Origin of the sequence: Paraflavitalea pollutisoli, from assembly GCF_029360705.1 — a bacterium.
In the GTDB taxonomy this organism is placed as follows: domain Bacteria; phylum Bacteroidota; class Bacteroidia; order Chitinophagales; family Chitinophagaceae; genus Paraflavitalea; species Paraflavitalea pollutisoli.
In genome coordinates this window covers 837,049-861,334 of the sequence record NZ_JARKMX010000001.1, presented here as the reverse complement: position 1 = coordinate 861,334, position 24,286 = coordinate 837,049, and the positions used below count along the sequence as shown (strand labels likewise).

Below are 24,286 nucleotides of genomic sequence, written 5' to 3'. Positions count from 1 at the left end.
TTTACAACCCGTATTTATCGACAAGATAAATCAATGCAGCCATATTGACTGCACCCAGCTCCAATTCCCTTTTGTTGACAGCTTCGAATACATCGCTGCGGGCATGATGAATATCAAAGTAACGCTGAGAATCGGGTTCCAGTCCGGCCAACGGCGTCTTGAAGGTTCTGTTGAGCGGACCAATATCTGCACCACCACCACCAGCATTCAATTCAAAAACGCCATACGGCCTGAACAAGGGTGCCCACTGTCGGATCTTCGCCAACTGCTCTTCTGAAGCAGTAAAACCAAAGCCACGCGGCGTGAAACCGCCTTCGTCACTTTCAAGGGCAAAATAATGTTGCTCCCCTTTCTCTTTTGCCTCCTGCGCATATTTAGTTCCACCGCGAAGACCATTCTCTTCATTGGCAAATAATACGATCCGAATAGTTCTTTTGGGTTTGTAGCCGATGGCCTTCAGGGCTCTTAATACTTCAATCGACTGCACGCAACCTGCACCATCATCGTGTGCTCCTTCCGCAGGATCCCAGGAATCCAGGTGCCCGCCAATGGTGATGATCTGGTCGGGAAATTCGGTGCCTTTCCATTCACCAATAACATTATGACCAATCGTATCTGGCAACATCTGCGCGAGGGTCTTTAAGTAGACGGTAGTATTTTTATTAGCGCTTACCAGGCTGGCCAGCTTATCAGCATCGTGTAAGCCAACCGCTGCAGCAGGAATTTTGGGAAATGAATCGTTGTAGTTAGTTCCACCAGTATGGGGATTGTTGTCGGCCGCATTGCTCATCGAGCGTACGAGTACTGCCACGGCCCCATATTTAGCAGCCCGGCTAGGTCCCTGTCCGCGATATTTACCCGCATCGCCGTAGGCCTGAAAGGTTTTGACCAGTTTGTTGTTGAACTTATAGTTGTAAAAAACGATCTTTCCTTTCACCTCTTCTTTCCGTAGCTCCAGTTCATCAAAAGAATTGATGACGATTACCAGGGCTTTGACGCCTTTGGGTCCTGTACCTGCCGAATTGCCGAGGGCCAGTATATCGAGGGGCGTATTGCGGGGCTGTCCTACGATGTATGCTTCATCTTTGCCACCACGCACCCAATGCGGTACCATACAGGCCTGCAGCCACACTTTGTCGGCGCCAGCCTGTTCGAGCGTCTTTTGCCCCCAGGCTTCTGCTTTGTACATGCCCGCCGATCCGGAGAGGCGCGCGCCTACCTGCTTGGTCAACACCCGTAGGTTTTCGTATGCCTTTCCGTTGACTAATATTTCGTCCGAAATGGACCTTATCAGGAGTGAATCGTCCTGCCTGGCCAGCGCCGGAAGGGTAACGATCAGCAAACACAAAGTGAACATTCTGTGCATCATAGGTGTTATTTGGGGCTAAAGTTATTTGCAAACTAATTCATTTACCTTCACATCCTCAAATATAAAAGCAGCGTATGCGTATTGGAATTGTATGTTATCCAACGTTCGGAGGTAGCGGTGTTCTGGCCACCGAGCTGGGTAAAGCCCTGGCCGACAAGGGTCACCAGGTTCACTTTATCACCTACCAGCAACCGGTCAGACTGAGTGAGTTTCACGCAAACATATTCTATCATGAAGTGCGGGTTCCGCATTATCCCTTATTTGACTATCCCCCCTACGAAACGGCCCTGTCGAGCACGATGGTGGACGTGATCGTCAACAGCAATATAGATCTGCTACATGTGCACTATGCCGTACCGCACGCGTCTGCCGCCTATATGGCAAAAATGATCCTGGAAAAGCAAGGCAAGAAGATACCGGTGATCACTACGCTGCACGGCACCGACATCACCCTTGTGGGTAAAGACAAGACTTTCGCCCCGGTGGTCACCTTCTCCATTAATGAAAGCGACGCTATCACCGCCGTATCCAACAACCTGCGCGACGAGACCTATAAGAATTTCCGCATCGAAAAGGAGATCGACGTGATCCAGAACTTTGTCGATGTAAAGCGTTTTAATAAAAAGCCCATTGATGCCTTCCGTCGTGTCATTGCGCCCAATGGTGAAAAGATCCTGTTGCATGCCTCCAATTTCCGCAAGGTGAAGCGTGTGCAGGACGTGGTCAAGATCTTTGCTGAAACGGTGAAAGAAGTACCGAGCAAACTGTTGTTTGTGGGTGATGGCCCTGAAAGGCCTGCCGCGGAAAGCATGTGTCGTGAACTTGGCATTTGTGACGATACCCGATTTGTGGGCAAGCAAGAGCAAATGGAAGATATCCTGGCCATCGCCGATCTGTTCCTGCTCACCTCCGATTATGAGAGTTTTGGTCTTGCTGCGCTGGAAGCCATGGCGGCCGGTGTACCGGTCATTTCAACCAATGCTGGCGGCCTGCCGGAGATCAATGTTCATGGCAAAACAGGTTATCTGGCCAATATAGGCGACATACACACGATGAGCCGCTATGCCATCAGCTTATTGTCGGATGCCGATAAATTGCAGGAGTTTAAAAACAATGCGGCCGCCCACGCACGGCTGTGGGACATCGATAATGTCGTACCACAATATGAGGCCCTGTACAACCGATTCTTATAGTTTTTCCTACATAAATATTATAAAGAACGAACCCTGCCGATGGCAGGGTTTTTTCTTTATGTCAGTTCTTTAAGTTGATTATCTTCTTCTGATCCAGGGCTCGGGATCGAGGTTGCGTGATTCCTGCATCAACAGGAATTCAATTTCGCCATTGCCATCTCCATTGGAAGAGGCTTTCCCCAGCACCTGGTTGGCCCTCACCCGTTGTCCTTTCGATACCGTAATACCGTTCAGGTTGCTATACGAAGTAAAGTATTTACCGTGGGCGATCACCACTGCGCTGGTACCTTCAATCTCGAATACGGAGATTACATCTCCATCAAAGACTGCTTTTACCGGCGCGCCTTCATCTGTTTCCAGCGTAAGTCCCGGATTGTTGCCGGAAATACCTTTCAGTGACTCTACGCGATAAGGCCCGAAGTGGATCTTGATCTGTCCTTTATCTATTGGCCAGGGCAGTTTGCCACGGTTCTTCTCAAAATTATCCGAGATCAGCTCACCCTCTGGTGTAGCAGCAAATACACTCTTGGGCTTTTCAGCAACAGGTTTTGTGGGCACTGGTTTGGCTGGACTGGTAACTGCGGCCGTATTGTTGGGATTGGTAGCAGCGGCCTTTTCAGCAGCGGCCTTCTCACTGGCGCTTCTTTCATTTGCGGCGGCCCTTTCCGCAGCAGCCCGGTCCGCAGCGGCAGCCTTTTCTGCAGCCGCTTTTTTCGCCGCCAGTGCCGCAGCTTCTTTTTCCCGGCGTAGTGCTTCCGCTCTGGCTTTTTCCGCCTCACGCCGAATAGCCGCCATGATACCATCTCTCAGTTTTTTATCAGCCCTTTGCTTGGCAGTTAATTCGCTGGTCAGTTCCTTTTCCCGTGCCTTCAGTTTGGTCACGATCTCATCTTTTTCTTTACGCTCCACAACCAACACCCCTTTTTCCTGCTCTTGTTTTTGCAACGCATCGCTTTTGCTCTTCTGGGAGGTCTCCAGTCCGGTAATTTTCCCCTGCAGTTCCAATTGCTTATTCTTGATCGAAACCGCATTTTGCTCGCGGTACTGGCGATAAGACTTGAGGTATTCAATGCGCTTCAAGGCATCGTTGAAGTTGGACGCGGAGAAAATGAAGTTCAGAAAGTCGTAGTTGCTCCGGTTCTTATAGGCATAGACTACACTTTTGGCATACTGCACCTTCAGGGTATCGAGGTCCTGCTTCAATTTGGTGATCTCATTCTTCGACTGACCAATGTTATTTTGGATCACATCGATCTGGTCATTGATGTTGTTGATCGCCTGCTCGCGCAGCTTGATCTTCCTGTTAACAAGTGATAACTGGCCCAAACCCGCTTTCTTATTCTTTTTGGTGTCGGTCAACGATTGCCTTAATTCATCTATTTCCCGCTGAATATCGGCTTGTTTCTTTTTCAGGTCATCACTGGTTTGAGCCAGCAGGGTGCCGGAAAACGCGAGCACCGCTAAGCAGGAAAATAGTGTTTTGAGCATTACTGATCCATTTTCAAGTTAAAAAAGCGTTTATCCCAAGGCGCAATCTATACAGCAACGTTCCAAATGCGTAAAAGATTGTACTCTCTAACGTTTATTGACGCTTATAATTTTTCGGAATAGGGAAAGGAAAGCTTAATTGTTCGTTAAAGTCAAATTGCTTGAACTGCAATTCAATTTCGAGCTTGGATTTTTCCGAAGCCACGATCTTACGATACTTGGCAAAATTCATCCCATTCTTCGATTCATAGTCTCCGTAGGTAATGTCGCAGGTACGTGCCCTGATCATATCCACATCATCGAGCTTGCTGTGAAGCGGGGCATAATCTCCCCGGTTTACCGTGAGAAAATGCTTGAACAAGGTTCCCACGCTCATCAGGGAAACCGCTCTTTCTTCATTTTTGTAGGATACGATATTGCTATCGAGATAGATGGGATTGCCTATCAACAGGTCTTGCAACTCTTTAAAGGAGAAGGGAATTTTAGTTACTTCCTGTATATACTCGATCGACCGCAACTGCACTGTTTTGTCCAGCTTGTACAAAACCTTCACGCTGTCCTTTGTCACCATGGCCCGGAGGGCTTCGCCCAGAATAGAGCTGATGCTGATCCAGATCGCACTGTCTTTTTGAAGCCGTACGTTGGCTGTAAAGTCGAGTTTCTTGCCATCGGCCCCTTTGTAATCCACTTTTACCTTGGCAGTCATGGTGCGGAAACCGGTAATCCGATTGGCCTGTATAGCCTGGAAAACCTGGTGTATGTATTGGGTCGAATCGGCTTTCCGGTCCACCTCAGGTACCACTACCACGATAGCCGTATCCTTCTTGGTAATGGCTGTTTGGATCTTGCGGGTAGACCGACAACTACTCATTTGTATGCCGAGAACGATAAAAGCCAAGACCCCTAACCACTTGAAATATGTCATAAATGCGAATATGTAAATCTACTATTGGAGTAACTGCTTAGGATTTGCCGGTATGTCCAAAACCACCGTCACTGCGCTGGGTGGAACCAATGGCCTCGACCGTTTCCCAGGCCACCTGCTGTACTGTTTGCACCACCATTTGAGCGATCCGGTCGCCGTGTTGGATGGTTTGTGGTTCCTGTGACAGGTTAATCAATATCACCTTCACTTCTCCCCGGTAATCGGAATCTATGGTGCCGGGTGTATTGAGGCAGGTGAGCCCTTGCTTGATCGCGAGGCCACTTCTGGGGCGCACTTGTGCTTCATATCCTTCAGGCAATTCCATAAACAGGCCGGTAGGAATCAGGGTGCGTTCCAGTGTCTGCAATACGACGGGGGTTTCCAGGTTGGCACGAAGGTCCATACCTGCTGATCCTGGGGTACCGTACTCGGGCAAAGGGTTGCTGGATTGATTAATTATTTTGACTTGAATTTTTGACATGGCGCAAAGGTAAAGTATTTAGGATTTTTGAAGCAGCACGTTGGCATACGCTACCAACCCTTCCTCGCGGCCCACAAAGCCCATTTGTTCGGTTGTGGTAGCCTTTACGGAAACATCCTCCACGGTTATCTCCAGTATCGAAGCAATCACCTGCCGCATGTCGCCGGAATACTTCTTGATCTTGGGAGCTTCCAGGCAGATGGAGGAGTCCACATTCACCACCTTATACCCTTTCGATTTTACCAGCGAATAAGAATGTTGTAAGAGAATCTTGCTATCGATGTCTTTATAAGCAGGGTCGGTATTGGGAAAATGGATACCAATGTCGCCCAATGCCAGCGCCCCCAATAAGGCATCACAAATGGCGTGCAACAGCACATCGGCATCGCTGTGGCCCAAAGCTCCTTTGTGGTGTGGAATATTGACACCACCTATCCATAACTGCCTGCCCTCTACCAACTGGTGAAAATCTATGCCAAAGCCAATCCGGAACATACGCTTGAAATGTATTTAATGGTAAATGAAAAAGCGCCCCAATTGCTTGGGGCGCCCAAATATATTTAATAAATACGTTCTTAGATTAATTGCCGCTGTCGCTGTCCAGGTCAAATATCAGGCCGAAGCGCAATGTGTTGGACAAGGGGTTCCGGTTTACACCAGAGCCTGAAGGCACCAGGTAAGAGAAATTCAAACCAAATACATTGTATTTAAGACCCAAACCTACCGTGAAGTATTTGCGGTTGCCCTTATCCTTGTTTTCGTAGAAGTAGCCGGCACGTGCAAAGAACTGGTCATTGTAGCTATATTCTGCACCTACCGAAACCTGGAACTCTTTTAATTCTTCGCTAAAGCCACCGGGAGCGTCTCCGAAAGAGCTGAACCAGCTGCTGACAACACTCTTGTCCCGATACTGTACGATTTTCAGAGAATCTTCAGAGCTACCATCTCCTTTTAAGCTGGGGGGCGTTGGTACCAGCAATTTGTGCAGGTCCAGACCAAACTGGATCTTATTGGCATCATCAATCGCTGCTGTATACGTAGTACCCAGGCTCAGATTCGCCGGGATATAATCTCTTTGTTGTGCATCGTTGGTATAACCGATCTTGCCACCGAGGTTGCTTAATACAGCACCAAAAGCCCAGCCATTACCAGACTCGAGAACACCATTATAATAGAAAGAGATGTCACCAGCTACCGTGCGACCAGGCTTGTAGGTAGTACCCGTAGAAGGGGCACCTGCTGCCAGGTTCGAATTGATAAAACGCAAGGCGATACCCAGACCCATTTTATCAGAAAGTTTACGGGAGTATCCGGCATCGATGCCGAACTCACGCGGACGACCATCTCCCCAATAATCACCGTTTCCATTGGTGAATTGGATATTACCCAGGCTGAAGTAGCGTACAGAGGCAGAAATTGCCTGCAGATCGTCTAACTTGTAATAGCCTGCCAATGCCAATAAATAAACATCGTTGAGGCCAAGGTCCTTCAACCAGGGAGTATAGGTCAAACCAGCACTAAAATTCTTTTGAGCAAAAGGCGTTTTCGCCAGATTCCAGAAAGCAGAATTTGCATCTGGGGTAGTGGCTACGCCCAAATCGCCCATGCCACCTGCCCGAGCATCGGGTGAAATACGAAGAAATGGAACTGCTGTCGTAACTACATTGATGGGCTGCGTATCCTGAGCAATCAATGAGTTGGCCCCCACCAATAGGCATAGAACGGCAGTCAGTCTTAAGGTCTTAAATTTCATACAAGAGTAATTTGTCGTGTTTTAAGGTAATTCCGCCAACAGCAAATGCAATCAAATAATAAAAAAAAGAATCAGGTTTCGGATCAGGTTAGTTTTGGCAAGATGGCCTTGCTGAGGCAAATAAAACTTTCAGAGTAGAATGTCAATTCAATAGGCGGTTGAAATATGAAGGCCAAAAATACAAATACTAATTACAAAATAAACAATTTTTCTATTTTTTGGGCGGTTTTACCGTCCACTGTTTGTACCCGTAATCGGTAAATGTATACACCACGACCAATTTTGCTTCCATATTCATCGCGCCCATCCCACTCCACCTCACTCGAACGGCTACCGGGGGAAAATATTGTACGGCGGATGTTCTTTACCAGCTTGCCGGTTACGGTATATACCTGAACATCTACCAACAGCTCTTCACCAGGCCGATTGTGCTCAAACCAAAACGTGGTGCGGGTTGTGAACGGATTCGGGTAATTCAAAACATGGTCCAAGGCCAGCTTTTCCTGATTCAATACCCTGAATTCCAGGGTAGCTTCATTGGAGTTATTGACCACATCCCACGCTTTGATCGTAAGCGTATGCGCGCCTTCTGCCATCACCGGCAATTGAAAACGCACCATGCCTGACCGGTAGTTATCCAACTCACTTTCATAAAATTCATTCAGGATATATCGCTGTTGCTGATCATGGTCGAGTATCGCTACCAGATCATGACCAATGCCCGTACCCATGATATTGATGCCTGACGAATCGTTTAGCCGTACCAGCAATATCGGTCTGGCATTGCTGATACTTCCGTTGATAAATCGTTCATCGTTCAGGTAGGCTTTAATATGCGGACCTTCCCGGTCGCGCGTACTATCGCCCGACCCGCCTACAATGATATTCGTAAACACACCATTGCCATCGACCTTCCCATCTTCCGTGTAATAGCTGATCTTTCCATGACCAAATTGATAATTAATGTCTTTGGGCACAACGAACCGGAATGAGAAACTCCCATCTTTCACCGATGCCTTTCCTTTGAAAAGCGTATTCTTCTGCAAGGGAAACGCCACCACCTGGCTACCCGGATCATTACCCAGCGTAGTCATGGTTTGCGATTTGTCGAACACTGTTGCATAAAGAGTGCCATTGAATGATGGAATGGCGGTTCCAGATGCATCTGTGACGACACCGGTGATCGTATACTCCGAAAGCGCCTTGAGCGTATCCGGCCTGGACGCTACCGGTACTCCATTCAACGCGGTGGTCGATACAGCATTGACCGGATAGGACAGGGTCATGGCCGGATCACCCAACAGGGTAAATTTCCGGTTGTTGATCACATCGCCGGATAATGTATAAGTAAGGTTCTTCGCCCGGCGTACGGCATTACCCAGGGAAAGATAGCTACCATCCGCTTGTCGCTGCAAGGCCGTTTCTATATAGTTCTTGTTCATCACCCGGTTACTGAATGCAAACACCAGTCGGGTCGTAGTCATCAAGGCTATAGCGCCGGTCTTCTCGCGCAACAGCAGGTTTTCGCCGATAGAGCTGATCAATGGATTATCATAAGGAGCCACGTCACAGGTCGCTGTGATGAACAGGGGCAATTTAGTGGGGTTATTGATGGTATTAATAATATCCTGGTCCAATACCACTTCCTCTGCCAGCCTGCGGTAGCCACCATGCCCGCTGTAGTTCCAGATCAGTGTACCATTAAATAGCCCATCACTGATGGCCTGGTTGACAGCAGGATAACGACTGCCTCCGGCTCCACTTTCCTGCCTGAAGGCATCGAGGTAGATCTTGTCTATATTAAATACCGGAGCAGTGGCAGCAGCCGATTGTGTAATGATTTCCGCATCCTGCAAGTGCAGGTTGTTGTCTTCATCATCCGCTATAAAACTGAGTTCATTGCGCCAGGGGCCCAGGGAAGAAGGCAGATGATACGCCAGGATCTTGTCTACAATGGCCCGGGCCTCCCGTTCGTTCCGGGCCGGTATGCGGCCAATTCCTATATCCAGCAAATAAGTGCCGTTACCATTAATATGGTCATTGTCATCCAGCAGGCCAAAAAAATCATCCGAGGTGTAAGTGGCCAATGGATCGAGCGAATTGGGGCTTTCCCAGGCCGGGACCAGGTTGGTATTATTGGTGATCCGGTCCTTGTAATCGAAAGAGGCGTCACCCAGCAACAACAGGTATTTCGCACGCTTTGTAGTGTCTGCGCCAGCCCTGTCATGATACATCTTCATGAAATTCCTGATCGCCGAAGGGTCGGGCGATCCCGAAGAAAATTCATTGAACACTTGTGAGGCTGAAACGACCGTAACCCTCAATTGGTTGTTTTGCCGGTGAAAGGCAGCCAACCGCTGAGCCTGTTCCCACAGCGACTCATGAGCAACTATTACATAGTCGACATCGATCCGGGCGTGAAGGTTTTGGTTGGCCACACGACCAATTGCCGTAGGCAACAATAAACCACTGGTATTGAAGGCTATATACTCGCGTAATACGTTGCAGTCATTTACAAACTGCTGACTGGAACCATTGGCCGTCAGCCGCATCCGTATGGGCTCCCGGGCGTTGGTGACCTCCCAAACCTGTGTAGCAGGAGCTGTATTATTAACTACAAAACTGCCGGTATTGCCAGTACCTACACTGAGCCAGTCGCGAAAATGTAATTGCTCATTACCTGCCATTGCCAGGGGCCGACGCGCAAACAACTCAAACCAGTCGAGCCACCCTTGCGCATTGGCACTTCCCGGGGTATAGTCAAACCGAACTGCCAGTTCAGATTGAGTCGCAACAAAGGAACCGGAAGCTTCCCCTATTCGGGCAAATTGATCGTAGGGTCCTGTAGCTACCGGAGGTATATCCATATTTAATACCGATTGGCTATTGACCGACACCTGAAAACGACCAGATGCCCCGAAGGCACGGGATAGGCAATTGGCTTTGACAGTAACGGCCTGGCCGGATATACCGGGTATTGAAATGTTGTAAACGCGGCTTTTGACCTTACCCGGACCATCGGCAAAATCATCTCCAAACCATTGGCGGCCACTGCTTAACAGGTTTACCGTATCGTGCTCGTAGTAATATCTTTCAGAAAAACTATTAATATTGATATTGGCTCCTCCTGACGGATTCGCTGTGGTAATACGCTTGCCCGTTCCGCCTACCTGCAAATAATAAAAGGCCTGGTCCGTATACACATTCTTGGTGTGCGTAAAGCTGCGATTGAGGGGATCCGGTTGCCAGGTATGGGGGCCAGGCGCATAGAATAATAAATAGTCCGGACCATTCAATACCCCATCACCGCCATCTTCGACCCAAAGGGCGTTTTCGGAAAGGTCATCCACTACAGGGGTAATATTATCCTCCGGCAACATTTTACCGCTATTACCAAACAGCCGGATGGAGGTAGAGGCCAGCGAAGCTGTATTGACACCCAGGGATGCCAGAAAAGGGAGGTCTATTTTATAGATTCCGGGGCCTTTAACAGCAATTTTGTACCAACTCCCAACCGCCAACACGGATTGTTCCGTATATGTTCTCTGGCCGGTAGCAACAAAAGTCCCTCCAAAAAGGGCAAAGACCAACAATAGGGGGAAGCAGCAGCGGGGACGCATTACCTCAAAAATAGCTCATTTTAAAGGGAATAAGTGTTCGGCGAAAAAGCTTGGTTACCTGAAAGTGACTATATTCGCCTCTGTGTCAACCCTGTGGATAAACGGCCCGAAAAACTGTACAATATTTGCTTTTAAAGCACGTTTAACTTAATTGAACCAAAGGCAAAAGTTATCAAAATGAATCTGAAAAACCTATTTATCCTGCTCTCCTGTACTGCGGCGGTGTCTTCCTGCAAAAACGGGGGCCTCTTTGGCAAAAAGCAGGAGAAATCTGACGTCACCGGTTGGAATTATAATGATAAGAACATGGGCGGCTATCAGGTATCCCGCGAAAAGGAACAACGCACCGGTCCCGGCCTCGTGTTTGTGCAGGGTGGTACCTTCCAGATGGGCGCTGTAGAAGAGGATGTAATGTCCGACTGGAACAATATCCCTAGTCGTAAAACCGTCAACTCTTTTTACATTGACCGTAGCGAAGTAGCCAATATTCACTATCGTGAATATTTGTACTGGATCAACAACGTGTTCGACGCAGACGAGTACAAAGCCGTTCGTGAAGGCGCCCTCCCCGATACGCTGGTATGGCGTAGTGAGCTGGGTTACAACGAACCTATGGTGGAGTACTACTTCCGTCACCCTTCTTATAACTACTACCCCGTGGTAGGTGTTACCTGGAGACAAGCACACGATTTCTGTCTTTGGCGTTCAGACCGGGTAAACGAAAAAGCCCTGATGGACAAAGGATTTGTCAACAAGAACAGCTTCAAGAATATTCAAGGTCAGGGCGGCGAGTCCTTCAATACGAAAGCGTATTTGCTGGGTCTTACCACACCAACACCGGGCAATCAGGTACGTTCTAAAAAGAACCCGCTGAAAAACCCCAACGGTACCCCTCGTACTACTGTAACCTTTGAAGATGGTATCCTGCTGCCTTCTTATCGTCTGCCCACAGAAGCAGAGTGGGAATATGCAGCCCTCGGCCTGGTAGGTCAAAACCCTTCACCCAGCAAAAAAGAAGGCAAACGTGGTGAAGAGTTGATCACCAACAAACAGGTATACACCTGGAGCCAGAATGTAAACGGCCTGCGTGATAACCGCCGCGGTAGCTGGCAAGGTACCTTCCTCGCCAACTTCAAACGTGGTAATGGTGATAACATGGGTGTTGCCGGTGGTCTGAACGACCGTGCGGTATACACGGCGCCTGTTAACTCTTTCTTCCCGAACGCTTTTGGTTTGTATAATATGTCTGGCAACGTAAACGAGTGGGTGGAAGACGTTTACCGCCCGCTGTCTTCTGTTGACCAGGATGACGTAGCTCCTTTCCGCGGTAACTACTTCCAGAACGATTTCAAGAACGCCGATGGCGAATTTGAAAAAGACAGCCTGGGTCGTGTGAAGAGAGTATACGCAACCGACGAAGAAAGCAAGAACCGTCGTAACTACCAAAAGGCTAATGTAATCAACTATCTGGATGGTGACTCTCTGGTAAGCGGTGTAACCTATGGTACTACCGATGTGGCAGAGAACCTGAAGAATGGTGGTCGTGGTTATGGCTTTACTACCCTCATCAGCGACAAGTCGCGTGTGATCAAAGGTGGTAGCTGGAACGATCGTCCTTACTATCTGTCGCCCGGTACACGCCGCTTCCTGGAAGAAGATCAGGGTAGCAGCACCGTTGGTTTCCGTTGCGCTATGGACCGCGTAGGAAGCCCTGAAGGTAACGGCCGCAAGACCGGTATCGACTACCCACAAAGAAGACAAAATACCAGAAAACGTTAATCAACGCGTTTTCCATCATACTGAAAAACATCCCGTCAACAGCGGGATGTTTTTTTTGCCCCTGCTATATCCTCCCGTATCCGAATCTTTCAACCGATCTCCCAACAAGACCTTCCGGTTTTATTATATTTGTCATATGACGATCGAACAACTCTATAGCATATTCAAACAATACCCCTCAGTTCAAACCGATACACGTAGCCTGAAAGCAGGCGACCTGTTTTTTGCCTTGAAAGGACCCAACTTCAATGCCAATCAATTTGCCGAAAAAGCACTCGCCGCCGGCGCAGCCTACGCTGTCGTTGACGAGGCTCCTACTACTCCCAATGACCGGATCATTCTCGTGGCTGATGTACTGGACACACTTCAGCAACTGGCCAAATACCACCGGCAACAGTTCAGGATACCTTTCATCGCTATCACCGGTAGCAATGGTAAAACGACAACCAAAGAACTGGTCAGTACGGTACTGTCGACTACCTATAAAACCTATACAACCCAGGGCAACCTGAACAACCATATTGGCGTTCCCCTGACCATTCTGCGTGTGAAGGAAGATGCAGAAATGGCGGTCATCGAAATGGGCGCCAACCACCAACAAGAGATTGCCTCATACTGTGCGTATACATTGCCGACCCATGGCATCATTACCAATGCCGGCAAAGCACACCTGGAAGGATTTGGGGGCGTAGAAGGTGTACGCAAAGGAAAAGGTGAACTCTTCGACTACCTGCGCGCACACAACGGAACCGCCTTCGTCATGTGGGACTACGACTACCTTCATAAGATGAGTGAGGGGATTTCTCATATCATTAAATATGGAACTTCCAATGCCGACGTCACTGGCGAACTATTGCAAAGCGAGCCCTTTCTGTCCGTTGCGATCACGGCGGGTACGCCTTTATCCATCCAGACGCAGTTGGTCGGCGCTTACAACCTGCCCAATGTATTGGTGGCGGCCACAGTAGGCAGACACTTTAAAGTTAGCGACACCAATATCCGGCAAGCCATCGAAAGCTACACACCGTCCAATAGCCGTTCACAGCTGATAGAAAAAGGAGACAACAAGATCATCCTGGATGCCTACAATGCCAACCCAAGCAGCATGAAAGCGGCCATTGAAAACTTTGCCGGCATCAAGGCCGACCATAAAATACTGATGCTGGGGGCCATGGCCGAACTCGGTCCCGAAAGTATCGAAGAGCATCGGCAGTTGGTGGACCTCATCAAACGTCACCAATGGGATGCGGTCATACTAGTAGGTGGAGACTTCATGAAGATCGAACACCCCTTTATCCGCAAAGAGAATGCGCAGGAAGCAGCAGACTGGTTTAAGTCACAAAACCTGCACAATAGTTTTTTACTGATCAAAGGCTCACGCAGTATGCAGATGGAGAAAGTACTGGCATAATCAGGTAATAGAGTATATCGCATAATGCAGCAGGCCCCGGAAGTTCCGGGGCCTGCTGCATTATAGTTGCCTTTCAAAATTGGCGACAAGTTGTAGTTGTGAGAGTTGTTCCCCGACCTGTTGCCTGATGACTCCTTTTTCAAAGGACAGATCTGCCCGCCAGGCACGCAACAGATCCTTCTCCACATCGGGCAGTGTATAGATCATGCTTTCGGAAAGAAATGAAAGCGCACGGCAGCGATCATTGTAGTCACCCAACAATGCAGCCACGTCGGTCAGTTTCTTTTCGCTGCGCCAGGCTGTGACGGGAAAGCTGATACCCCAGTCACTGTCAAACAACCGGATATTGAGGAGTATATCTTTTAATTGTTTTCGGATCGAATGTAGCTCCCGATCTTGTTCCAACGCCAGCAGGATCACATGCACCGAAGCGATCTTGCGATGAATGAACCGGCGGATGACCTTATCATCCAACGAGGCAGGTAGTGCCCTCGTCAGCTGTTCAACACCTTTGCCGGCATGCATGTGCTCGATCACCCTGACCAGTGACTCTTTCGCCCGAAACAATCGTTGCTGCAGGTAAGCGCTATATTCCCCCAACACGATACCGTTCAAGGCTTCCCTGTCTGCCACTTGCGGCACGAAGAGTTGCAGATCACGCACCCGGCCCGCGGCATGGTACATATTCTTGATATCGGCAGGCATGTCCAGATCCTTCCCTTTTTTGCCTTCCTGCAGCAAGCGGATAAACGCCCGAAGCTTTTTATACTCTACCCGCAGGTCGTGCACCATTTCCGGATCAAAGCTACCAGGCAGCTGTTTCCCATAGCGCCGTATTCGGCGGCCATGCTTCTTGATCACATCTGCCAGGTAGGCCTTTTTCATACTCCCCGTTTGTAATTAAGGTACACTATTTACACCGGCAATTTAGCTTTTGTCCAAGGCCTGCAGAATGTCCTGGATGATGTCTTCAGCATGTTCAAGACCGGTAGAAATACGGATCAGTCCCGGGGTAATGTTTACCGCCAGGCGCTCCTCCTCTGTAAGCTTGGCATGAGTAGTGCTGGCAGGATGCGACGCAATGCTACGGGTATCACCGAGGTTTGCAGTCAGGGAAAGCATCTGCAGGCTGTCGAGGAATTTACGGCCACTCTCCAGGCCCCCCTTCAATTCAAAACACACAATTCCACCCCCATTTTTCATCTGCTTAACAGCAATGCCATGTTGCGGATGGCTGGCAAGAAAGGGGTACTTGGTCCAGGAAACTTTTGCATGGCCTTCGATAGCCTGCGCCAGTTTGAGCGCATTGTTGGCATGACGCTCCATGCGCACATCCAACGTCTCCAGGCTCTTACTCAACAACCAGGCGTTGAATGCAGACAAGGAAGGTCCAGTACTGCGACAAAACAAGTAAATATCCTTGATCAGATCGGGACGACCTACTACCACACCGCCCAGTACCCTACCCTGGCCATCGATCCATTTGGTGGCAGAATGCACGACGATATCGGCTCCCAGATCGATCGGCCTTTGGCCGATTGGCGTGGCGAAACAGTTGTCGACATTGAGGATGATATTGTGCTTTTTTGCAATAGCCGATACCATTTGCAGATCGATGATCTCGAGGCCCGGATTGGTAGGCGTTTCGATATAGATCATTTTAGTATTGGGACGAATAGCAGCTTCCCAGGTAGCTGCGTCTGCTGCAGCACTCACGTACGATGACTCGATGCCATATTTGGGCAGGAATTTCGTTACCACGGTGTGCGTGCTTCCAAAGATGGCGTTGCAGGACAACAGGTGATCGCCCTTTTTCATCAATGCCATAAACGAAGCAAAGATGGCGCTCATGCCCGATGCAGTAGCATAGCCAGCCTCGGCACCTTCCAATGCACAGATCTTATCTGTAAACTCCTTTACATTAGGGTTGGTAAAACGACTGTATATATTGTCATCTGTCTCATCAGCAAAAGCTGCGCGCATATCTTCCGCCGTATCAAAACAGAAACTGCTTGTTAGAAATAAAGGGGTAGAATGCTCCATTTCGGGCGTTCTGTCAGTCTGCGTACGTATTGCTTTTGTAATGGGATGTTGTGACATGATGATATTTACAAATTGCTCCAAAGCAGCATTGCCTGGAAGTTAAATGGAATGATATTAAATGTAAAGGTAACTACTGAACCGTCGTTTGACCGGCGTTGACCACTACCTCCCATTTCAGGTTACCCCCCGCGCGGCGAAGCGTCTCGGCCACGGAACAGTATTTGTCCATAGACAACTGGCAGGCTTTACGGGCCTTTTCAGGGTCGATATTTCCGGCCAGCTCGAAAACGATGGTAATATCCTGCCAGATAGAAGGCTCTTTGCCGGGTTCCCGCAGTCCTTCGATCTTCATGGTAAAGCTATCGATCGTTTGTTTTTGTTTCTTCAGAATTGACACGATATCGATCCCACTGCAACTTCCCAACCCCATGAGTAACAACTGCATAGGTCTTACGCCAAAGTTGGTACCGCCCGATTCCGGGCTGCTGTCCGTATGTACAACATGGCCGTAAGCGTCTTTCGCAGCAAATCCGTAATCGCCTGCAACCCTTTCTAACTCAATTTTGATCATGGCAAAGATTTTTGCAAATGTAATTCATGCAGACATTTACTTTGCACCCTGAATTAGCTATTCGGTAGAATGAAGTATTTCCATTTTCATCAACGATTTCCGCTCGAAAGCGGCCAGTCATTACCAGGCATCACCATTGCCTATCACACCTACGGCACTTTCCAGGCCGATAGTAAGGTAATCTGGATCTGCCATGCCCTTACCGCCAATTCCGATGTAGCCGACTGGTGGAAAGGCGTTGTGGGGTCAGACTATGCCGTCAACCCGGAAAAGTATTTTATAGTTTGCGCCAATATTCTCGGGTCCTGTTACGGCTCCACAGGACCGCTCAGCGTCAATCCGGAAACAGGGCATCCCTATTACCACGATTTTCCCCTCATCACCATACGCGATATGGTGCAGGCCCATATATTGCTGCGTAAGCACCTCGGCATCGACAGCATTTACCTGCTGATGGGCGGAAGCATGGGCGGTTACCAGGCTCTGGAATGGTGCGTGGCAGAAAAAGAAGTCATCCAACGTCTCTTCCTGCTGGCTACTTCTCCTACCGAAAGTGCCTGGGGCATCGCTGTGCATGCTACCCAACGCCTGGCCATCGAAGCGGATAGCACCTGGCCCGAATCTTCTCCCCAAGCAGGTAGCAAAGGCCTGAAGGCAGCCCGTGCTGTAGGGATGCTTACCTATCGCAACTACGGCATTATGGTCAAGCAGCAAACGGATACCGACGGCGAGAAACTCGACGACTACCGTGCAGCCTCCTATATCAATTACCAGGGTGATAAACTGGTAAAAAGGTTCAATGCCTTCAGCTACTGGACACTCACCAAAGCCATGGATACACACCACCTGGGACGTGGACGCGGTGGTAATGCAGAAACAGTATTACAGAGCATACAGCAAAAGACATTACTCATCGGCATCAGCAGCGATATTCTGTGCCCGCTCGAGGAGCAGCGGCATATGCAATCACACCTGCCCCATGCCACCCTGGTAGAGATCGACTCCTCCTATGGCCACGATGGATTCATTGTAGAAGGTGCTAAAATATCCCAATGCCTGCAAAACTGGCTGAACGACTAGCTTACTAGTATTAATAAACGAAAAGTCCTTGCACCGGTATTGAACCCTGCAAGGACTTTTTTTTATTTGATCAGTAATTATTTCAACAAACCGTCTACCGTAATGGCCACATAATACAGGCCGCCGAGAGATGGACCTCCTGCATATTGCAGGTAACGATGATTCAGCAGATCGGTGCCGCCAGCTTTGATCGAGCTATGCAAAGCAGGAAGCCTGAAAGTTACCTGTGCATCGATTGTCTGATAGGCAGCCACACGACCAGTCACGAGCGGGCTTTCCCACAAGAACGCGTCCTGCCACCTCCAGGTTACATTGAAACCGATATTCGGGGTAATGGCGCGGTTGCCCAATGACAGGTTGCTGGTCCACCTGGGAGTATTAAAGCCAGTCACAAAAAGGTCAGGTGTAGCATTCCCCTTGATATCATTGTAGTTCAGGTTACCCGAAATCGTAAAGGTGCGGATGAAGTTATAGGTAATGCCGAGTGAAGAACCATATGTGGTATACTTGTTCTTGGCATTGGTATACACGCGATAGCGATCCTGACCCTTGCTACCGGCGTTGCCACTACCTGGATTCGTCGCATCACGGTTTCTGTCGATCATGGCAATCACAGCAGCGTCAGAACCGACTGTTTCACCTTTCGGCACATATACCTGCACCTGCCCCAGAAAACCATCATACACATTCGCATAGGCATCGATATCGATCAGGAGTTTATTGTTCAGCAATACGCTCTTATACCCTACTTCAAAAGAATTGATCCCTTCAGGTCGTCCGTCGGGCAGACTGGCGACTTCCAGCAAGTTGCGATTGGCAAGCGCGGCAGCGTCGGTATTACCAGCTGCTTTTACCGCCGTATTGAAAGCTGCAACAGAAGGTTGCGTATAACTGTTCTCACGGAAACCCAATCCTTCATTAATAACAGGCAGGATACCCACACGCTTTACACGACCGTTGTTAACGTAAGAGAGCGCCTCAAACAATGCAGGGAATCGATATCCTTGCTGGAAGGTAGCGCGCAGGTTATGACGTTCATTGAGCGTGTACACTGCCGCCAACCGGGGCGTGAACTTCGGATCAAATTCAGGATTGTAATCCAGGCGAAGCGAAGCAAAGATCTTCAGCTTCTCATTGAAAAAGGTCTTGGTGGCTTGTGCAAAACCGCCAAACTTCTTGTAATAGGTATTGTCACCATAGCTTCCATCCTTTTCGGGCAGGTTACGCTGATCGATCGGGCGGCTAAAATCTACAAAATTATTACCATCAGGGATCAGCTCGTACACGCGCGCATCGGCACCCACCAGCAGGTTCAGCACCTTGGTGTATTTAGTAAGGTCCCACTGACCCTCGATGTGGTAAACATTACTTTTCTGGATCAGCGCAGCACCACCTGTAGCTGGGGCATCGGGAATCAGCGTTGATTTGATATCCCAGTTGTTGATCCTGATGATGGAATCTTTTACCCGGGCAAATCTTTCTGTACCAGGCTCGGCCCGGCCAGCATCTGCCTGTTGCCGCGCATAAGCGGTAGCGGCAGCCAGGTTGGCTGAAGTGAGCTTGCCCCCATTGGCCGCGGCGTAATTGTTCAAGGCCGTTTTATACTTGGCACCCCACGCGTTACCACTACCCCCGGTATACAGATCCATATTGTCTGCCAACGGCTTTACGTTATAAGAATCGCCCGTCCGCTCCCTAATTACATAAGCTTTAATATTGTAGTTCTCGCCTTTCAGCTCCAGGTGATGGTTTTGAACCACCACATTATCCAGTTTAACTTTATTACCACGTTGAAATACACCATCCATTTTACCGATCCGGTAGGTGTACGACAGCAGGGTTTTACTGTTGAGCCGGTAATGCAATGCCAGATCGGCTTTGAGGTTGTCTACTTTCGGGTCTACCAAATCTTTCTCCCAATAGCCAGTACGAGCCACCGTGAGTGTTCGATCGGATACGTTGTCGATAGTAAGTCCGGTGACGGATACAGTATTGCTCAATTGCAAGGCATCATCGCCGTATTTGTTCCAGCCATCGAATGCTGCATTGTTCGCGCCATTCAGGGTCGGAAAGGCGGGGTTTGCAGAGTTCTTGTTGTTGGGGTTTTGATCAAGTCGGGTATCGGAGATCCAATCGATACCTTGCAGGTAACTGAAGTTTACTTTAAAGGCAAACTTGTTGTTGAACGCTTTTGCATATCGAAAGGCGCTTTCGGTCAGGATACCGGCATCGTGGTCTCTGTTGTCGACATGGTTCACTCCCGTCTTCTGATAAAAACTCAGTCCCTGGGTAGTAAACGGGTCTTTGGTGATCAGGTTGGCCATGCCATTGATGGCATTCATGCCATAGAGTGCCGATGCTGCACCCGGCGTGATCTCCACACTTTGGATATCCAGCTCAGTGGGCCCGATCGCATTGCCCAGCGGTACACCCAGTGTAGCCGCCTGCATATCTACCCCATCTACCAATTGCATAAAACGGAAGTTGTTGGGGATATTGAACCCGCGCGTATTGGGCACCTTGAATGTCAGGCTGGAGGTCGTCATTTGCACTCCTTTGATATTCTCTAGGGCATCGTAAAAACTAGGCGCGGCTGTTTGCCGGATCGCCCGAATGTCGAGTTTATCGATCGCCACCGGCGATTTGAGGATGCTTTCCGGTACACGGGAAGCCGTGACCACCACTTCGGTACCGATATAGGTTTGGGTAGCCAAAGCCACTTGCAGGTTAGAACCGAGGCTGGTCACTTCCAACTCCTGGTTCTTATACCCAACGGAAGAAAATATGAGCGTAAAGGGAAGTTTGGTCTTGGTGCGTAAAGTAAACTCACCCGATCGGTTGGTTACAGTGCCTTGAACCGTACCTTTGATCTGGATGCTGACATCGGAAAGCGGCTCATGCTTTTCCTGGTCGGTTACGCGCCCCGCTATCTCTATCAGCGTAATATTCTGGGCATTCAGGGAGCCCAGACTCAACAGGGCTGCGAAGAATAAAACAAAAGGTTTCATGTTGTCGTTGATATTTGCAGGTTAAAGTCTATTTATTTAATAGACTTATATGGTCTAATAAAACCCGGACAAGGGTGTTGATCCGGGTTACGGGATTGAGTAATTATGTTGGAATGATGAACCTGGGCGGCTGCTATTTGTTAGTACAACAATAGCACTCCAAAGCATGGATCGTAGCCACGTAGTATAGTCGTGAGGGAGTCGAATGGTATTGCATCATGGCGCTAATTTAAAGGATATTTTCGAAATACAGTCTATTATTTTAATGGACTATTAATATATAAGAAAGCCCCGGGCGCATGGCCGCGGGGCTTTTTATTTAGTGAAATATCTTCATGCCGTAAATAATCCGAACGCTCCAGAAAATAACCAGTGCACCCAACAGTACCATGGCAGTCTTTCGCGGTAGCTTACCAGCCAGCCTGGCCGCCAGCGGTGCAGCCAGTAAACCTCCAATGATCAGCGCAGCGATCACCTGCCAGTGCGACACCCCTTGGAGGGTGAAAAAAGTGAAAGCACTCGCCAGGGTTACAAAAAACTCCGTCAGGCTCACCGACCCGATTACAAACCGGGGGCTTCTACCTTTGTCGATCAGTGTGGTCGTAACAATCGGGCCCCAGCCACCGCCACCGAAAGAATCCAAAAACCCACCTGCACCCGCCAGGGTACTGTATCGCTTGAACTTCTTTTTTTGTTGCTGGCTACGGAACGCATTGTACAGTATTTTCAAACCCAGGAACATGGTATAGGCAGCCAGTATGGGGCGAACATATTCAATATGCGTCTCTCCAAACGTGGAGAGCAATACAGCCCCCAAAACGGCCCCGATGACCCCAGGAATGACCAAAGCTTTGAAAAGCTTTTTATTGACGTTGCCAAACTTGTAGTGGCTATAGCCAGAAGCGCCACTGGCAAACATCTCCGCCGTGTGGATACTCGCACTGATGGCTACCGGACTCACACCCGCTACCTGCAGCACGGTGGAACTGGTAACACCATATCCCATGCCAAGCGCTCCATCCACCATCTGGGCCAGAAATCCTGCGCCCACCATCCAATGAAAGTTCTTGTCCAGCGTCTGGTACCAGGCAATGGTATCATCGGCGATCTCCTGTAAAGGCAGGTACGAAAAGATAAAATGCCCTACCAGCATCAAGGCAAAAGCCACCAGTGAATAGGTGGCAATTTTACGCCAGCGCCGTTCCTTCTCCGCATTGTCACGCTCTACCAGTATTTTGGTCAGCTCATTGAGCTTCTTAACCTTAAATTCGAAATTTCCGTTCAACTTGTTACGAACCGTATGCAGGTTATTGATCACGTCATTCAACTCAGCAGGCAAAGCCTTGTTCAGCACCTCTTTGATGCGCTTTGCAGCTGTTGGTGACTTACCGTTAGTAGAAATGGCTATTTTCAGATTCCCTTTCTGTACGACAGAGCTCAGGTAAAAATCACACTGATCGGGCTTATCGGCGGCATTGACCAGGATCTTCCTGGCACGGGCAGCTTCACGGATGGCCTGGCTGGCAGCTTTATCATCCACCGCAATGACCACGAGATCTTTGCCGTCTAGGTCGGCTTCTTCAAACGCCCGCTCTTCAATATGAATTTGGTCAAATTGAGCAGCCAGTTCACGCAGTTCGGGCAACACGTTGATCGCCACTACCAGCACCTTCGCCTGCGGCGAATTGTTGAGGATAGCCGTCAGCTTTTCCAACCCTACTTTTCCGCCTCCCACCAACAGCAGTTCCAGGACCTCGAGCCGCAGAAATACAGGGAATAGATGGTTGCCATCCTGCCCATTGGCGGAAGTTCCCTGAACCGGCGTTTGTTGCATTTCCGTCGACATCCTTCAGCTATTGAGTTTAATGATGATCATATACTAAGCGGAAACCCATTGTTCACGTACAGCAAAATCACCAAACGTCTCGCCTTTTTTCCGCTTCTGGCTATAGGCTTCAAATAAACTATCGAGTTCACGCAAGATAGCCGATTCATCCAGGCTCTCCTTGTACTTTTTATTCAGGCGCATACCATCACGGTCACCACCCAGGTGCATATTGTATTGTCCGTAAGCCGTGCCCACAAAACCAATTTCGGCAGCATAGGGTCTGCCACAGCCGTTCGGGCAACCGGTCATGCGTATCGATATCTGGTCATCGGCAATCTTATGCTTCTCCATCAGCGGCTCGATCTTACCGATCAACGTTGGCAGGTACCGTTGGGCTTCTGCCAGTGCCAGCGGGCAGGTGTTGAACGCTACACAGGCAATAGCAGCCTTCCGTACCAACCCGGCTTTGTCTGTATGTGCAATGATACCGAATTGCTCCAAAATAGCTTCTATCGCCTTTTTGTCTTTCGGATCGATATCACTGATTATGACATTTTGATTACAAGTAAAACGGAAATTGGCCTTGCCAGTTTTGGCTACTTCCAGCAGGGCAGTTTTCATAGCTACCTGCTCATCGTCGAGGATTCGGCCGTTTTCGGAGAACACCGTATAGTACCATTTCTTCTCATGGTTCTGGTGCCAGCCATAATAGTCCGGACGATGATTGAATTCAAAGGGTTTAGCTTCTTCCAGTGCAAAACCACAACGCTTTTCCAACTCAGCTTTAAAAGCTTCTACCCCCATACGGTCAACCGTATATTTGAGGCGCGACAATTTACGGTCGCTGCGGTTACCGTGATCCCGTTGAATCGTAATCACTTCATACGCCGCCTTCAGGGTATTCTCTTCACCGCGTACAAAACCAAGGATAGAGCCCAACCGAGGATAGGTACTGGCATTTCCATGCGTAGCACCCAGACCGCCACCAACGGCAATATTGAAGCCGATCAACTTTCCTTTCTCCACAATAGCGATCAGGCCAAGGTCATTGGTAAATACGTCCACATCATTATGTGGAGGTATGGCCAGGGCGATCTTGAACTTACGGGGCAGGTAACGCTCCTGGTACAGCGGATCTTCTTCCTCTTTCTTATCGATCAGCGGCTTCTCATTCAGCCACACTTCATAATAGGCTTTTGTCTTGGGCAACGCCAGCTTACTCAGCTTGTCGGCGTAAGCAAACACTTCTTCGTGCACCGGTGATTGTTTCGGATGCGCACCGCAAACGACGTTACGATTCACATCACCACAGGCAGCAATAGAATCGAGGTGGATAGTATTGAAAGCCTGCAACGTAGGCTTGATATGCGATTTTAGGATGCCATGCAGCTGAATCGTCTGCCGGGTTGTAATTTTGAACACACCGGTAGAATGCTCTCCGGCAATATGGTGTAATCCCACCCACTGCTCCGGTGTCAGGAAACCGCCAGGCAGGCGCAATCGTACCATGTAGGAATACAACCATTCCAGTTTCTTGGCACTCCGCTCCTCGCGACGATCGCGGTCATCCTGTTGGTACATACCGTGAAACTTGATTACCGATTGATCATCTTCACGAAGTGCTCCGGTAATATCATCATGCAAGCTTTGCTTCAGCGTGCCACGCAGTGCGTCACTTTCGGCCTTGATCTTTTCTACGGGCGACAAATTCTTATTCGTACTCATATATTCTGTGAT

At 49.1% G+C, this 24,286-nt stretch carries 17 protein-coding genes; 4 read left to right on the top strand and 13 right to left on the bottom strand.

All coding sequences use genetic code 11. From position 1 onward, the window contains the following. Position 1: 1 nt before the first annotated feature. Positions 2–1,369: a M20/M25/M40 family metallo-hydrolase gene (locus tag P2W70_RS03580; protein WP_276480050.1), complete on the bottom strand. Its 1,368-nt coding sequence runs from the start codon at positions 1,367–1,369 to the stop codon at positions 2–4. Between the two features lie 74 nt (positions 1,370–1,443). Between P2W70_RS03580 and bshA the strand changes: the two genes are divergently transcribed. Then, on the top strand, positions 1,444–2,562 hold the full coding sequence (bshA, locus tag P2W70_RS03575) for an N-acetyl-alpha-D-glucosaminyl L-malate synthase BshA (RefSeq protein WP_276480049.1): 1,119 nt from the start codon (positions 1,444–1,446) through the stop codon (positions 2,560–2,562). 78 nt (positions 2,563–2,640) lie between these two features. On the opposite strand, the gene P2W70_RS03570 is transcribed toward bshA, so the two are convergent. The 6 genes from P2W70_RS03570 to porU form a co-directional block, all read right to left on the bottom strand. Beyond that, entirely contained in the window at positions 2,641–4,050 is a 1,410-nt protein-coding gene (locus P2W70_RS03570) for a murein hydrolase activator EnvC family protein (protein ID WP_276480048.1), read from the bottom strand. Positions 4,051–4,144: 94 nt separating this feature from the next. Further along, positions 4,145–4,975, bottom strand: coding sequence for a lipoprotein insertase outer membrane protein LolB1 (gene lolB1 / locus P2W70_RS03565; protein WP_276480047.1), 831 nt, complete (start codon positions 4,973–4,975; stop codon positions 4,145–4,147). Positions 4,976–5,012: 37 nt separating this feature from the next. Then, on the bottom strand, positions 5,013–5,456 hold the full coding sequence (gene dut, locus P2W70_RS03560) for a dUTP diphosphatase (RefSeq protein WP_276480046.1): 444 nt from the start codon (positions 5,454–5,456) through the stop codon (positions 5,013–5,015). Between the two features lie 18 nt (positions 5,457–5,474). Continuing rightward, positions 5,475–5,951, bottom strand: a complete 477-nt coding sequence (gene ispF, locus P2W70_RS03555) for a 2-C-methyl-D-erythritol 2,4-cyclodiphosphate synthase (RefSeq protein WP_276480045.1) — start codon at positions 5,949–5,951, stop codon at positions 5,475–5,477. An 85-nt stretch (positions 5,952–6,036) separates the two neighbouring features. Then, the gene (gene porV / locus P2W70_RS03550; RefSeq protein ID WP_276480044.1) at positions 6,037–7,209 is read right to left on the bottom strand and encodes a type IX secretion system outer membrane channel protein PorV; all 1,173 of its coding nucleotides are present in this window, start codon (positions 7,207–7,209) and stop codon (positions 6,037–6,039) included. Positions 7,210–7,400: 191 nt separating this feature from the next. Continuing rightward, on the bottom strand, positions 7,401–10,829 hold the full coding sequence (gene porU, locus P2W70_RS03545; RefSeq protein WP_276480043.1) for a type IX secretion system sortase PorU: 3,429 nt from the start codon (positions 10,827–10,829) through the stop codon (positions 7,401–7,403). Positions 10,830–11,006: 177 nt separating this feature from the next. On the opposite strand from porU, the gene P2W70_RS03540 reads away from it, so the two are divergent. Beyond that, positions 11,007–12,608, top strand: coding sequence for an SUMF1/EgtB/PvdO family nonheme iron enzyme (locus tag P2W70_RS03540; protein ID WP_276480042.1), 1,602 nt, complete (start codon positions 11,007–11,009; stop codon positions 12,606–12,608). A gap of 136 nt (positions 12,609–12,744) precedes the next feature. Further along, positions 12,745–14,019, top strand: a complete 1,275-nt coding sequence (locus P2W70_RS03535) for a UDP-N-acetylmuramoyl-tripeptide--D-alanyl-D-alanine ligase (RefSeq protein ID WP_276480041.1) — start codon at positions 12,745–12,747, stop codon at positions 14,017–14,019. Positions 14,020–14,079: 60 nt separating this feature from the next. Here the strand turns inward: P2W70_RS03535 and P2W70_RS03530 are convergent, their stop codons facing one another. The 3 genes from P2W70_RS03530 to P2W70_RS03520 form a co-directional block, all read right to left on the bottom strand. Next, the gene (locus P2W70_RS03530; protein ID WP_276480040.1) at positions 14,080–14,904 is read right to left on the bottom strand and encodes a CHAD domain-containing protein; all 825 of its coding nucleotides are present in this window, start codon (positions 14,902–14,904) and stop codon (positions 14,080–14,082) included. Between the two features lie 42 nt (positions 14,905–14,946). Beyond that, complete coding sequence (locus P2W70_RS03525; RefSeq protein ID WP_276480039.1) at positions 14,947–16,119, bottom strand: trans-sulfuration enzyme family protein; 1,173 nt, start codon at positions 16,117–16,119, stop codon at positions 14,947–14,949. A gap of 73 nt (positions 16,120–16,192) precedes the next feature. Further along, positions 16,193–16,633: an OsmC family protein gene (locus tag P2W70_RS03520; protein WP_276480038.1), complete on the bottom strand. Its 441-nt coding sequence runs from the start codon at positions 16,631–16,633 to the stop codon at positions 16,193–16,195. A 69-nt stretch (positions 16,634–16,702) separates the two neighbouring features. On the opposite strand from P2W70_RS03520, the gene P2W70_RS03515 reads away from it, so the two are divergent. Further along, complete coding sequence (locus P2W70_RS03515; protein WP_276480037.1) at positions 16,703–17,713, top strand: homoserine O-acetyltransferase family protein; 1,011 nt, start codon at positions 16,703–16,705, stop codon at positions 17,711–17,713. A gap of 77 nt (positions 17,714–17,790) precedes the next feature. Here P2W70_RS03515 and P2W70_RS03510 read toward each other — a convergent pair whose 3' ends face one another. The 3 genes from P2W70_RS03510 to P2W70_RS03500 form a co-directional block, all read right to left on the bottom strand. Beyond that, the gene (locus P2W70_RS03510) at positions 17,791–20,721 is read right to left on the bottom strand and encodes a TonB-dependent receptor (protein WP_276480036.1); all 2,931 of its coding nucleotides are present in this window, start codon (positions 20,719–20,721) and stop codon (positions 17,791–17,793) included. 319 nt (positions 20,722–21,040) lie between these two features. Further along, complete coding sequence (locus P2W70_RS03505; protein ID WP_276480035.1) at positions 21,041–22,567, bottom strand: TSUP family transporter; 1,527 nt, start codon at positions 22,565–22,567, stop codon at positions 21,041–21,043. A 33-nt stretch (positions 22,568–22,600) separates the two neighbouring features. Continuing rightward, entirely contained in the window at positions 22,601–24,274 is a 1,674-nt protein-coding gene (locus P2W70_RS03500; RefSeq protein ID WP_276480034.1) for an NADPH-dependent assimilatory sulfite reductase hemoprotein subunit, read from the bottom strand. Positions 24,275–24,286 lie beyond the last annotated feature (12 nt).